Below are 14,888 nucleotides of genomic sequence, written 5' to 3'. Positions count from 1 at the left end.
GCCAATATGTTAATTCCTCAATGACAACATCTCCTAAAAATGAAGTCTGGACTGTTTTTAAGCGCCTGTTAGGGTATTTAAAGCCTCTTAAAACAGTATTAGCTTTTGCCATCATTGGCCTTGCAATGTACGCCCTTGTTGATGCCACTTTTATCGCGGTGATTAAACCTTTCATCGATGAAGGCTTTGGCGGCCAAGCTGGGCAGGCGGCTCAAGCTGCTGGTGGCCTAAGTAGTTTAGACTTAGGCACGAGTGGTGGTTTTAACTCATCGAATGATGTTTTAATGATGGCGCCGTTTGTGGTTATCGGATTATTCTCACTTCGTGGTCTAGCCAACTTCCTCTCGACTTATTGCATCTCTTACATGAGTGCACGGGTGATCATGGATATGCGTCAAGAGGTGTTTGAGCACTACCTGACACTACCTGTGAGTTATATCGACTCTGAAAACACTGGCAATCTTATCTCTCGAGTCACCTATGATACAGAGCAGATAGCTCGTGCATCGGGCAGTGCGCTTATCACTATCGTTCGTGACAGCATCACCGTTGTCGGCATGATTTCAATCATGTTCTATTTCTCTTGGAAATTGTCTTTAGTTATCTTGATTGTTGGACCTATTATCGGTGTGGTGATCACCGTTGTGAGTCGCCGCTTTAGAAAGGTGTCTAAGCAAATTCAAGCTGCTATGGGCGGAGTGACAGCTGCAACCGAGCAGATGATCAAAGGCCATAAGAATGTGCTTTCTTTTGGTGGTCAAGAAACTGAAGCCAAGCGGTTTGCTAAAGTAAACGATCAAAACCGATATCAAACCATGAAACTGGCAACGGCGCAGGCTATTAGTCAACCTTTAGTGATGGTTATCGGTTCATTTGCATTGGCATTTGTGCTTTATGCCGCGAGCATCGACAGTATGAAATCCGAGCTTACAGCAGGTACTTTTGCCACCATTTTAGGTGCTATGCTTGCCATGCTACAGCCAATTAAAAACCTTACCCGTGTTAACGCAGAATTTCAGCGCGGTATTGCGGCTTGTACTACAGTGTTTGAGCTACTCGATACTGAGCCAGAAAGCGATACGGGTACGCTAGAAGTCGACCGCGTTAAAGGCGAGCTAGCTTTTAACCATGTTGACTTTAGTTATCCTGGACACGAGAAGTTGGCGCTTAACAATATCGACTTTAAAGTTGAGCAGGGGCAAACCTTAGCCTTGGTAGGTCGCTCAGGCTCAGGTAAGTCAACCATTGCCAGTCTAGTGACTCGCTTTTACACTGGTCTTAAGGCGGGGGATATTACTCTCGATGGTCAAAATATCGATGATTATAAGCTTAAGACTTTACGTAGCCAGGTTGCACTCGTATCACAGCAAGTAACGCTGTTTAACGACACTATCGCTAACAATATTGCCTATGCTTATCCTGGTGTGGCCACAAGAGAGCAGATCATTGAAGCGGCGACCTTAGCCCATGCGATGGAGTTTATTGAGCCAATGCCTGAGGGACTCGATACCCAAATTGGTGAAAATGGCGTGATGCTCTCAGGAGGTCAAAGACAACGTATCGCCATTGCCCGTGCTATTTTGCGTAATGCGCCAGTATTAATTCTTGATGAAGCGACCTCAGCGCTTGATACCGAGTCAGAAAAGGCGATTCAGCAGGGCTTAGATAATCTGCGTCAAAACCGGACCTCAATTGTGATTGCCCATCGTTTATCGACCATTGAAAGCGCTGACCAAATTTTGGTGGTCGATCAAGGCAAGATTGTTGAGCGAGGAACCCATGTGTCCCTGCTTGCTAAGGGCGGTGTTTACGCCAACCTGTATCAGATGCAGTTTGGTAGCTAGATGCAGTCTTGGGTTAATAAATTATGGTATCAGAGCCATCCGCTTAGGTTTGCGTTATGGCCTCTTGCCTTACTATTTTCGGCAATCACTAGCTTCAGGCGTCAACTGTTTCGCTTAGGGATTAAAAAAGCGGTTAAGCTCCCTGTGCCAGTAATTATCGTCGGTAATATTACCGTTGGCGGCAGCGGTAAAACCCCAACCGTTATTTATCTTATCGAGTTACTCAGAAAGCACGGTTTAAAGCCTGGTGTGATTAGCCGTGGTTATGGTGTCGAGATTGATGGCGTCCGAGCGGTTTTGCCTGCTGACACTGCAGATACTGTAGGTGATGAGCCTGCAATGATAGTGTCACGAACGCAAGTCCCTATGGTGGTAGGTGCTAAGCGGGTCGATGCGGCAAATAAGCTATTAGCAGATTTTGATGTTGATATCATCATTAGTGACGATGGTCTACAACACTATCAATTAGCCCGAGATATCGAGCTGGTTATTCTCGATGGAGAGCGTCGTTTCGGTAATGGCATGCTGTTACCAGCAGGTCCTCTGCGCGAAGGCCCATGGCGCTTGCAAAGCGTGGATCACGTCATCGTTAATGGTGGCAGTGCTTTGCAAGGAGAGGTGCCGATGACTTTGCATCCCTCCGCATGGTTACCTGTATCGACTCATCATGATGCAAGTAAAACTCCGAGTAAGGACGCGCCGCTGGTTGCGATGGCTGGGATTGGCAATCCACAGCGTTTTTTCGATACGTTATCTGCTCAGGGCTACCAATTGGAGCAAACCCAAACATTTGACGACCACAGTGTTTACTGTGAGTCTGTGCTAAATGAACTCGCAAATGGTCGTATCTTGGCCATGACAGAAAAAGATGCTGTGAAATGTCGCGATTTTGCAAAAGATAACTGGTGGTATCTCGCTGTAGATGCGAAGCTATCCGCCTCATTTGATCAACAACTACTCGCTAAAATAGATCGGTTAGTAGCAGATAAGTAAAGGTATTCGAAATGGCATTTGATAAAAAACTACTCGAAATCGTTGCGTGCCCTGTATGTAAAGGCAAGCTTGAATACAACAAAGAAGCCCAGCAGCTGATCTGTAAAGCAGATAAGCTGGTTTACCCGATTAATGATGGTATTCCAGTACTATTAGAAAACAAAGCAGAACCATTAGTAGAGTAAGTTTTACTACCATTAAAAAGCGCCTAAGTGGCGCTTTTTTCATTTTAGCGGTAGAGCCGTAGTCAATTCTCATATTACAGGTTTGGACAGTAGTGGCACTTGAATCGCTATTGTCAAAATCAAGTCTTATAAAAGCCTAAGTAGAGCCTTTTATATATTGTCGCTATAAAACTCCTTTTTGACTGAATGTCGCTTATCAATTACTTAGAGTGCTGAGTGGTTAAAAAACGTACGATTGATCAAAAAATGATCAATTGCTGTTTGTAATTTAATCTCCATTTTTGCTAGTATGCCGTCTGGTTTCTCTAGTCAAACCTAGAGCCAGCAAGGGTTTCACCCCTCTGCTTTATGATTATTTATTAATTTTCATACTGATAATACCAAAATGAGAAATCTGTCGTTAGGCAGGTTTAAATAAGTATGTTCGACTCTTAGGGGTAATGATATTTGAATAACAAAAATGTCAAATTGGCATCGCGTTCGGCTGCCACAATTCTGAAGCTATCGGCAACGACATTGTTGACTTTTTCAGCCTTCACTCTTTCAGTAACTTCTACTGCCGCACCTGTAACGGATACCAGACATTCTCACCCCCTAAGCAATAATGGCTCGGCTAGCCATGAGTACACTCAAGCTCATGCTAAAGGTCACGCACTGGGCTGGAAAGGCAACCCTCATAAGCAACTGGTTGAAGAGCAGACCTTACAGCTTGCGAGTCGTATGACAGAGTTTCGTCAAGCGAGTAAGTCAAATAAGCAACAGCTTAAACAAGAATTAATCGCGCAGGCTAAAGCCCGTCAGGAATTACTCAAGGATTTGGTTAAAACCGATCCTCAAGCTGCTGTTCGTGCCGTTTTACCTGAGTCTGCTAGAGCTGGTATGCCAAAAGATGTATTGGCTATGCTGACTCAAAAGCGTGAGCTTAAAGGTGAGCTTGAACAGTCATATGTCGATTATGAGGATGGTAGCCATAGCCAGCTACGTCACTCGTTAATAACAGAGAATGGCTCGGTAGACTTGCACCTTGCTAAAGGATCTAAGTTTGAGCAGCTGAAAACAGGCGCTCACATTAAAGTTAAAGGTTGGATGTTTAAAGGGAGCGATATTGAGCAAACAGAATCTAGCGCGTTAGTGCTAAACGATGACAGCGATAGTTTGCAGCTTCTTGCCGCCACGGATGTAATGAGCGCTTCGGCATCTAGCTTGCCTAATACAATAGGTGAGCAGCGAACGCTGGTTATTTTAGTTAACTTTCAGAACAACACGAGTCAGCCTTGGACAACAGCAGAAGTACAAGAGATGGTCTTTGGGACTGTCAACGACTACTACCAGGAAGCATCTTATGGTCAAACTTGGTTAAGCGGTGTTGTACAAGGTTACTTTACCCTGCCAATCGATGCGACATGTAGAACCAACGATATCGATAATTATGGTCGTCAAGCCGTTATCGCTAGTGGAGTGGATGTATCAGAATATGACCGCTGGGTATACATCTATCCTGAAAATTCAGATTGTGGCTGGACTGGTCAGGGGACTATCGGCGGAAGTCCTTCTCGTGCCTTTATCAACGGTTCAATGACATTGCGTACCGTTGGTCATGAACTAGGGCATAATTTTGGCTTACACCATGCGAAAGATTATGACTGCTCAGAAGGGGTATTAACAGGCCGTTGTATGTCATTTGAATATGGCGATACCATGGATATCATGGGTAAATCTGGAGTAACAGGGCATTTTAATGCGTTTAGCAAACAGCAGCTTGGTTGGATAACGCCTGCTGCTGGAGGAGTTGTTACTGCTGAAAATGATGGTAGCTACTTGCTTGAGCCCTATGAAACTTTGCCAGCTGGTAATGCTAAGGGACTTAAGGTACGACGCGGTACCGATGCCGATACAGGCTTACCTCTGTGGTATTACATTGAGTATCGCCAGGCGATAGGTTTCGATGATTTTCTTGCGGGTAAAAATGGGATTACCGATGGCGTGGTATTTCATCTAGCGACTGAAAATGATATGCAGAGTAACCTGCTCATCGATATGACACCAAACAGTGGTATTTATGATTTTGATGATGCAGCCTTGTTGGCGGGAACAAGTTATACCGATCCCGATGCTGGCGTAACGATTACCACTGAGTGGGCCGATGCTTCGGGCGCCAGCGTCAGTGTTAGCTATTCTGGTTTAAGCTGCGTAAAGGCGAGTCCGAGTTTGTCATTGCAGCCTAATGAAAGTGCTTGGGTTGAGGCGGGGACTTCAGTTACCTACAAAGCAACAGTAACTAACAATGACAGTACAGGTTGTGCGATATCTGATTATAACCTGTCAGCTGTTGTGCCGAGTGGCTGGGCAGCGACACAAAATAGTCTTAGTTTAGCGCCTGGGGCGAGCAGTACAGTGAGCTTAAATGTGACCTCGGCTGATACTGCGACTGATGGTTTCTACGATATCACCATCACGGCGGTTGACAGTAGCGATAGCGAGTACGCTCAGACAGGCATAGTCAGCTATGTTGTTGACTCACCTATCGAGGCCTGCGTCATGGCAAGCCCAAGATTTATCTTGTCAGTCGATAATAGTGGTGAGCTGGCTCCTGGGGAGGCTGCAACCTACCGAGGAACTATCACCAGTCAAGATAGCAGCAGTTGTGCAAGTAGCGACTTTGATGTGACAGCCAATGTGCCTGCCGGTTGGCGTGCAGATAACCTTGGGGTGAGTCTCTCGCCTGGTGAGAGCCGCAATATTAGTTTGAATGTAGAATCATCGGCAGTTGCGCAAGATGGCACTTATGATTTCGATATGAGCGCGACAAACCGTCTCGATAATCGTTACAGTGGCAATGATATCGCAAGTTATACGGTGGCAAAGCCGCTGCCAACTTGTACATTGGCTGCACCATCGATTGTGGCATCAAACCCTCAAGGGGGGGAGGTTGCAGCAGGGACTCAGGTGAGTTATAGCGTTACAGTAACGAGTCATGATAGTGAGGCGTGCTCAGAGGCCGCATTTGCTCTGTTTGCCGATGTGCCAACTGGCTGGAGTGCTAGTTCTACACGAGTAACGTTAGCGCCTGGCGCCAGCACTGTTGTCAATATTAGCGTGACATCGGATACCAAGGCAGAAGCTGGAACATTTAATATTGGCCTTAATGCTCAGAATGCGAGTGAAGCAGAGTATTTAGGAAAAACCAGTCTGAGCTATACGGTTAAGGCTGCTGTTAATACCGCGCCGGTGGCGGTTAGTGATAGTGTGACTATGTCATCCAAAACATCTGTGGTCATCGATGTGCTAGCCAATGACTGGGATGCTGAGAATGATGAACTGACGATTGTTTCAGTGAGTCAGGGAGCAAAGGGAAGCGTACAGATAAATAGCAATGGGCAAGTGATATATTCACCTGCCAAAAGTTTTAAGAGCAGCGATAGCTTCAGTTACACCATCAGTGACGGTGATAAGACGGCAACGGCTTCTGTTAGCTTGAGCCTAGCGAGTTCTGGCGGTGGTGGTAACGGCCATGGTAACGGTAAGAAATAACCTGTCACAAGGTTTACTATCAAGTTTACTATCCTAGATAGTGATTTATAAAGAGGGCGGCGGTTTTTACCGTCGCCCTCTTGTCATTTAAAGCTTATGTACTGTTAATCATAGTACTGTGCAAAATAGTACAGTTAATGGTTGAGCCCTGTTATTTACTCAACAGTATTAACTTCAACAGTTACGCCATTGACAATCTGCGTACCTTCATCATCTTCTACCACAGCGACGATACCATCAACACCCGTTGCTAGGAATTTTATATTGTCAGTGTTTTCCACACCCGGCTTAAGCTCTATGGTAAAGGCACAGGTATAGTGTTCACTACCTGAACCGTTATAACCAAGTACCGTATCAATGGCACAAGGTGAGTAAGATACACCTGCATGTTCACCGTTGGCAGCATTGAGAATGACAAATTCAGACAGAGGATGTGTATTATTATGGGCAACTGTAACACCCTTCACTGTGAGATCTGTTAAGGTCACATTCTCGACACCGGCATTAGTTAGCTCTAACACTACTAGCATACTGGTTGCGAATGCCATATCGGTATCAGGAGCCTGCGGTGTAAAGGTCACTGTTGCATCGTTGGATGCATCGACATCCTGACCGTCTTCATCGACACCTGTAATAGTGGCAATATTGACATGAGTATCACCCGCATTACCCTGTAGCCCTTTGGTGATATCACAGCTTGCGTAATCTCCTGGCTGTAATACAAAGCCGTTAAGTGCTGTAGGAGTGATAGGGTTACCATTTTTGCTGTTAACCATACATTGTCCGGTTAGAGTGCCGAACTTATTATCGGTGAGAGTCTTGAAGGTTACATCATCCACACCTGCAGCGTTGACTTTAAACTTAAAGTTATAGCTAACGTTACTATAGTTATTTGGATCGTCACCAGTTTCTAACACCTCAGTTGGGTTTGCAGTCTTAATCAGAGTGATTGACGATGGTACATCACGGATATCGACCATGGCAGAGTCATTACCCGTTGCCTTATCTGCCTCATCATCGATAGCGGTTGCTGATACGGTATTGGAGTGCTGATCGCCTGCATTACCACCGATAAATTTGGTGAACTTACAGGTATAAGTGCCACCGAGCGCAATACTAGTAGAGATCCCAGTACACTCATCGGCCAGTAGATCACCAAAGTCAGTGTCATTTAATACTGTTAATATGAGTGGAGAATCCCAGAATGCAGCATCATTTTGTACTTTAACGGTAAACTCGACATTTGCGCCAGGTTCTAAAACCTCGGTTGGGTTAGCCGTCTTAGTCACGGTTATTGCTGGTGGTAGGTTGGTGATCTGCACTCTGACTTCATTACTACAATGATCGCCAGCAACGCTATTAATCGCTGAGCAGCTATCGCCATTAACAACGGCATCACCGTTCTTATCGATCAGTGCAAGTTTAACGAGGTCATCGTAGAACTGTGGACTTTGGTCATTCGGCAAGTCTCTGTCGACTATATGTACCGTGAAGGCACAACTGTATGTGGCACTCGGTAAAATTTCACCACCGTTAGCTGGCATTGAACAGTTAGTAGCTTTTAGATACAGCCCATCAACGTCTGGATCGGGTGTGACAGTTGGACCCCAAAGATTAATTGAAGTATCGAAAGTACCTTCGCCACCGATATCAATCTCATCAGTTAATGATGTGATAAACAGTGAGGTTTGGGCATTAGGGTTAGTAAAGCTAACGGTATAGCTAAAGGTGCCACCAGGCTCACTACGGGTTGAGACACTCGTGAGTGTTTTGGTGATTACAGGTGGGGTCGGCTTAATAAAGACATCGATATTAAAGGTGTCACAGTTACATTTTGATTTGTTGTTGGGGATTTGACCTGCATAAGGGTCTTCTCCATAGGTACAATTATCTCTGTCGATGTTATCCCAAGCCGCACAGTAGGTAAAGTCTGCCTGATTATTACCATCAGCATCGGCACATAACATGGTGATGGGCTCGTTGGTGAGCACATATTCATCAGGGCCTAAGGCTTTGGTGATATCACCACATTGGTCGCCATCTAGTTGGACATCTGCCGTCTCACCGCTATCACCTGGGATCGGTAAAATCATACTACAGTTACGAAGCCCGGCACCTTGTACAACTTGAGGACTTTGCTCGGTCAAAGGTAGATAGAAAGTGGTATCCCAACGCTCATTCGCATTAGTTCGTACTGTCACATCGGCATTGAAGGTGAACACGTCACCTAAGTTACACTCGGCGTTAGGGTCGGTAGGAGTGACTTTAGTGATTTCAACGTCATTCGCAGTACAGTTGAGTGAGCCCTGAGCAAGCTTGTTACCTGCTTTCATCAGGTAGGCATCAGCCATACAGAATTTAGTTGGGTCTTCGCTCATGCCTAGCCAGTCATAGGCTCCAGCATCTGCGGTTGACAGGCTCGTCACACCATAGAGGGTGGTCGAGCTTATAAGCGCAATACCTAGCGCGCGAATAAGCTTTTTGCATTTGATTCGTTTCATAATATTTACCATCTTAATAAGTGAATATGGATAAAACGTGCTTAGTTTTTGTCAATTTCTCCAATATGATACTTACTTGGAGAGTGTCAAAATTTGGCGTGACATCATGGTCACGTCACTGTCGGCGGTTTGCCGATAAGACTGATTACCTGACTGAGAAGATCGCTAGCAATTGGGTTCAGAGAGGTCAAATTCAAACTTATGCTTAGAGAGTAAGCAAACCCTAAGCCATTGATTTAAGTGTTTGAATATATTAAGTAATGTGTTTTTGCTGGTGCTGATAATGGAAGGTGATGTTTCAGGGGTGAAACAGAAGTAATTAACTGTATTTATAATCTGTTGTTTATTAAAAGTTTATTTTTAAAGCAGTGTTCAACATGTGGTTGTAACGCCTGTTACACCTGGTGCAGTTATCTTCTGAATTCATAGAACAGGGTTGAGAATGCGTTTTTACTAACGAAAAATCACGATGAATTAGTGCCTAGGATTTTATCAGTGTAAGTCGTTAATACACTTAATTTACTTGTTATTTAGAGTAAGTAAGGGCGGGGTTGGTTGCCGTAAGATAGGTATTTAAAAAGGAGTATATCAGCCTCTGTTTAAGTGGAGGGGGATTGTAAGGAACTATTATTAGTAAGAAGCCATTACCAGTAAGGAGCGCTAGCTCGATACTGGTATCATTAATTAGAAGCGGAAGTGGTGTCGCCTCGCGATATATTTACGGAAGCTACCGCTTACTAGATACTTTTTGTTAGCCACTTTACTGGGGGGGGGCGAGTAGTTCATCGAGTAATAGCGCGAAAGTTTGATAATTCTGGGCTCCAACAACCAGTTTAGGTGAGATTAATTGACCGTTCTCGACTCGGCCAATTACAAAGCTTGGTGTTCCTCTAATTCCTAGAGAGGAGCCATAGGCAACATCTTGCTGCACCTTATTGAGCATCTGTTCATCTGCAAGACAAGCGTTAAATTTGGTGATATCTAACGAGAGATTGCTGGCGGTTTGTTGGTAAAGCTCATCATCTAGTTGCTGCATATTTTTAAATAGAGTGTCTCGCATCGGCCAGTATGCATTCTGTTGCAAACTGCAGTTTGCTGCTATGGCTGCACCTTTAGCCTTAGGGTGAAAGTTCAGCGGAAAGTCGCGGGTTAGATATTGGATTTTACCCGTATCGATATAATTGGATTTTAGTTTAGTAAATGTTTGATCGATAAAACGTTTACAGTAAGGACATTGATAGTCAGAAAACTCGATAATAGCTAGCTGAGCAGTGACATCACCCAGTGAAGGCAGCTTACCATCTTCATTAAAGTTAGGCTGTGTCGGTAAGATTTTATATTGCGGCTTTTGTGAGCGCATCGCAATGGTATGAATATCTTTAACTTGGCCTCCAATCGTACTCATCTCTTTTTTCAGCTGTGAGATTTCCTGCTTGAGTGATGCTATTTCCTGTTTCACTTCGGCATTATCCTGAGGTTGGCAGCCTGTGAGCAATAATGGTGTCAGCATTAATGCAATCGGTAGTCGTTTGTATCTTAACATTGTGGGGGTCCTCGGCTATTTAGATGGAGTCAAATAGCCAACATTAGAGTTTAATCTTGCATTTTTTAATAAGGCGATAAAAGGTGGTTCTTGAAATCTTAAGCTCGCGTGCTGCAGCAGAGATATTGTGGTTATTACGCTTGATGGCATCGAGTAGCAGTTCGGTATCGATTACGACTCTATGCTGAGCGAGATCAACCACATCGTCTTCATCTGGTTTAATGTTGGTGACTTTTATCCCTAGATCCGCTGCGCTCAATTGCTCACTGTTTGCCATGATAATACCGCGATGTACGCGGTTCTTGAGCTCTCTGACATTGCCTGGCCATTCATAAGCTAGCATGGTATCCAGTGCTTTTGGGGCTATGGTATACTTTTGATGTTCGGGACAGAACAGATCTAAGTACTCACTTACGAGCTGTGGGATATCCTCTTTATGCTCTCTAAGACTTGGCGCATTAAGGTGCAATATATTGATGCGATAATAGAGATCTTCTCTAAATCGCCCCTCTTCGACCGCGATTTCAAGATTAACGTGGGAGGCGAAGATGATTCGGCAATCTATGGCTATGTTTCTGTTACCACCTAGGCGCTCGATGATATGTTCTTCGAGAAATTGTAACAGGTTCACTTGAGACTCTAATGTAAGGTCACCAATCTCATCTAGAAATAGCGTGCCTTTATTGGCTCTCTCTATATGGCCTATGTACTGTTTATCAGCTCCAGTAAAGGCACCTTTCTCATGACCAAATAGTTCAGAATGGATCAAGCTTTGCGGTAAAGCGCCACAGTTGATAGTGATGAAAGGGCCTCTTTTTCTGGCTGACTGGCTATGGATAAGATGGGCGCAAAGGCCTTTCCCCGTACCGGTTTCACCACTGATCAGTACTGACTCGTCTGATGCGGCAACCTTGGTAATATTATCTCTGAGTTTATTGATCAAATGAGAGTCGCCCAACAGCGGCGTTTTTTGGCCTAGATGACAGCAACTATTTTGATCTTTCTGCTTCAACAGTGCCATACCATAGGCATGGCCTAATGTTTGGTTTAGGTGGTTCCAGTCAATGGGAAGATGATGATAGTCGGTAAAATAGTAGGGAAGATGTGAAGTGAACTTTGCATCTTCCGCATCGATATCGATCAATACGGCTACCCAGATAATATTCTGTTGACGCAGGTTTATCTCATTGATGTTGTTGAGCACCCGTTGCTGAGTATTTTTAGATAACACCGCAATGGCAACGAAGAAATTATAATCTCGCAATGCTTTTTTTGCGCAAGGAAGGGTTGCGGCGTGAATACAGTGCCAATGCAACGGTTTAAGTTCCTGTTCACAACAAAAAAACTCACCAGTGAGGTCAAGCACTAGGATTTCTCTGTAAGCAACAGGCTTTTTATGCTGGAATTTGTTCACGGTTCTCCCTTAGAGAAACTCTGTGTCAGTGCCCTCAATGGCGAACTATTGATGTATAAATTTTAGGTAGGATTTGGCGGAACGCAAGCCGATAGAGAGCTAAAGGTGCTGTATTATTGACGTGTGGCAAAATTATGTCACTGGGGGAGGTTCTTTGATGCGGACTTTCTATCAGTTAACAGATTAGACTGTGCTAAAAAGTAAAGCTCATCCCTGAGCTGTAGGTGGAACTAGTATGCGCTAGGAAGTGCAGGGCACTGACTAGGATCGCTTGGTACGTATTTAACTCCGTTATCATCGGCAACTTTCATGTTGTTAAAGGTATCTAACAAGGTCTTGTAGTGATTTTGCGCTGCGGCATCCGTACCTTGCCATGCACTGATAGCTGCAGCAACGATATCTGCGGTAGACATAGTGCCTCCGCCAGGCATCATTAACACGGCATCACCGCCTAGGCGATACTCAATATTGAACAAAAATGCCAGTAATTGCTGTGCGAGCTGCTCTCGTGGATCGCCGCCGCCATTGCCATCAATTAGGAAATGAGAAACCTCTGCCTTGACGGTACCAGCACCTGCTGAGATCCCATCAGTGATAGAATCATTTTGGTAGGCGGCATCGACCAAAGTACCATCGGTGAACATGCCATCAAATGGCTCATCGCCTTTACCAAAGTAGCTGGTTTCACTGTCATAAGGATCTAAGCTATTGATATAACTTGTGACAAAGGCTGTTTCCATTTCGCCTAAGCCATTCTTGTTATGCCAATAACCTTTAGTTCCAAAGCTTGCCTCATTGAAACAGATATTGGTAAATACCACATCACCTAGAGGGGTGCTGCTATTGTCCAGATATGCGTTACCCATGATAGGAGGGTGTCGACCATCTGGGCCGCTGGCCTCGGATCTCACATCAAAGTCGATTGTGATACTTGATGTTGCTATCCAGCCTTGAGCTGATGCCTCTTCTACCTGATAGAAGTCTGATGGATAAGGAGTTAGCGGTGCATCACCATATCCATTAGGTAACAGTACGCTAAAGGTCATCTCACCGTGGGCATCTGTCATGCGGTTTGCATAACCGTTTTCTAGGATCGGATCTGCTGTGAGCCCAAAACGTGCCACTACTTCGGCATACACATCGGCATTAACCGTGCTGCTAATCGTATCGGGGACTGGCCCACCATTAGATTCCAGCAAACTTGGGGCGTATTTTAATCGAACTGGCCAGTTAGCTAGCCCTGACTCATTACCATCTTGGATACCGTTATTGTTAATATCAAAAATTTTCTTCACTTTAATATTGGCAAACCCCACCTGACTTAAGGTAATAGTGATTTGGGGATCGCTATCCACTAGTGGCTCTACACCTAAGGCTGTTGGGATAAAGTCTGAAAACTCATTACTGGTATGTGGCGCTAAGCCATCATCAAACAGGTCTGGACAAGGCATCTCCATCACGAAGCGCTGAATAAAATCATTCGCATCATCGCCATCCCAAAGGCTAGGGTCCTCAGGACCGGTATTTAATGAGCTAAACGCTTGGTAGTTATGGACATAACCGGAAGTGGTGAAATATTGACTATTAAGATTTTTATCTTGATGTTCGGTCCACCTGAAGTGGTCTAAAGACCAAGTATCATTGAGCTGTCCTAAAGCCTCTTTAAGTAAAATGGTCGTTGGATCGCCACTAGACTCATCGTTGGTGTTATCGTCATTACGGACATTTAAACCATCTTCGATACCGTATTGCCATTGCCAGATAAATTTTTCACCTAGGTCTAAACGACAGTTTAAGTTGGCATCGTGATAGTTACGTAACGCGATAATACCGTACTGAGGTTTTCTCTCTTTTACTTTAAAGTTGTCGGTTTTGGTATAGCGCGGAATAAAACCATGGAAATTACCAGCTTGATAGCCCTCTTGGTTAGGCTGATTTGTCGCACCCATTCCTCCTGCGTTGTCAAACTGATTAACTGGGTCGTAGTCTTCGACAGGGGTTACCCATGCCTTATAAACGCCACCTTTATTAGGCGTGTCATCATAGGGATAGAGCTGGATAACCATAGCACCTAAGTCGCTACCGTGATCTATGTCGGAGTTAAACTCGTGAACGGCCATGGTTTTGTTACCGTTTGTAGGGTACTCGGTACAGGAAACTGCCTGCCATGCACCTTTCTCTTTCACATAGTTAGTTCCGCCTGCACCTGGATATTCAGTAATTACACCATTTTCAACTTTGATCTCACGACAACTGATATGGTCTCTAGAGAGAAGATCTTTACCACTAGGATCGGTGACTTGGAAATAGTAATTACCGTCAGGAAGCGCCGCAGCGAATGCTGGCGCATTCATCCTAGGTCCACCATCTAGATATACGTCTAGTTTGCTTTCATACCTTACATTCTCATTTACTATGCCACCATCTTCAGTGGTTGTGAAAATTGCACCCGATAGGGCATTTGCTGCCAATGGCAGCCCTGCAAGCACAAGTGCTGCAACCATAGGTAAGAGTGAGAATCGAGGCTTACTGTAAATGCTCATAATTGATACCTCATTCATCGTAATATTCACTCTGATTTAATACATATATAGTGCCAACAATTTAATTCTTATTATTCAATTGCTTATGTTTTATCTTGGGGCTGAAAGTGTAACGGTTCCTGGTGGCTAAATTTATTTTTAGTTTTTTCAGAGGCTTACCTTGTTTCAAAAGTGATACACTTTTAAGGCGAAATACTTGCAGGGAAGGGCTGTACTAGCAGATGTCGCTGTACTGTTTCCTAGAAAAGGAAAGAAGGAGCCAAGGCGTGAGTATTGCCTTGGCTACACACTATGTCGTGTCAGGCTATGCTTGCAGAGTCTTGAGCTGGAAGCC

General features: G+C 44.5%; 8 protein-coding genes. 4 read left to right on the top strand and 4 right to left on the bottom strand.

Features of this window, described 5'->3' with window-relative positions; all coding sequences use genetic code 11:
- Window positions 1–20: 20 nt before the first annotated feature.
- The 4 genes from msbA (at window position 21) to JMA39_RS18800 (ending at window position 6,553) form a co-directional block, all read left to right on the top strand.
- A complete protein-coding gene (msbA, locus tag JMA39_RS18815; protein ID WP_202723419.1) occupies window positions 21–1,844 on the top strand; it encodes a lipid A export permease/ATP-binding protein MsbA in 1,824 nt (607 codons plus the stop codon).
- Window positions 1,845–2,837: a tetraacyldisaccharide 4'-kinase gene (lpxK, locus tag JMA39_RS18810; protein ID WP_202723418.1), complete on the top strand. Its 993-nt coding sequence runs from the start codon at window positions 1,845–1,847 to the stop codon at window positions 2,835–2,837.
- 11 nt (window positions 2,838–2,848) lie between these two features.
- On the top strand, window positions 2,849–3,022 hold the full coding sequence (locus tag JMA39_RS18805; RefSeq protein WP_202723417.1) for a Trm112 family protein: 174 nt from the start codon (window positions 2,849–2,851) through the stop codon (window positions 3,020–3,022).
- Window positions 3,023–3,469: 447 nt separating this feature from the next.
- The gene (locus tag JMA39_RS18800; RefSeq protein WP_202723416.1) at window positions 3,470–6,553 is read left to right on the top strand and encodes an Ig-like domain-containing protein; all 3,084 of its coding nucleotides are present in this window, start codon (window positions 3,470–3,472) and stop codon (window positions 6,551–6,553) included.
- Between the two features lie 155 nt (window positions 6,554–6,708).
- Here the strand turns inward: JMA39_RS18800 and JMA39_RS18795 are convergent, their stop codons facing one another.
- The 4 genes from JMA39_RS18795 to JMA39_RS18780 form a co-directional block, all read right to left on the bottom strand.
- Window positions 6,709–9,054 carry a hypothetical protein gene (locus tag JMA39_RS18795; protein WP_237732920.1) on the bottom strand — a complete coding sequence of 782 codons (2,346 nt, stop codon included), beginning with the start codon at window positions 9,052–9,054 and terminating at the stop codon, window positions 6,709–6,711.
- Between the two features lie 760 nt (window positions 9,055–9,814).
- Entirely contained in the window at window positions 9,815–10,597 is a 783-nt protein-coding gene (locus tag JMA39_RS18790) for a thioredoxin domain-containing protein (RefSeq protein WP_202723414.1), read from the bottom strand.
- A gap of 43 nt (window positions 10,598–10,640) precedes the next feature.
- Window positions 10,641–12,011, bottom strand: a complete 1,371-nt coding sequence (locus tag JMA39_RS21260; protein ID WP_202723413.1) for a sigma-54 interaction domain-containing protein — start codon at window positions 12,009–12,011, stop codon at window positions 10,641–10,643.
- Between the two features lie 230 nt (window positions 12,012–12,241).
- Complete coding sequence (locus JMA39_RS18780) at window positions 12,242–14,554, bottom strand: hypothetical protein (protein WP_202723412.1); 2,313 nt, start codon at window positions 14,552–14,554, stop codon at window positions 12,242–12,244.
- Window positions 14,555–14,888 lie beyond the last annotated feature (334 nt).

This window comes from Shewanella schlegeliana (assembly GCF_016765635.1).
GTDB classification, from domain to species: Bacteria; Pseudomonadota; Gammaproteobacteria; order Enterobacterales; family Shewanellaceae; genus Shewanella; species Shewanella schlegeliana.
Note: the sequence above shows the minus strand (reverse complement) of the source record. Positions and strands in the feature narration are given on the sequence as shown.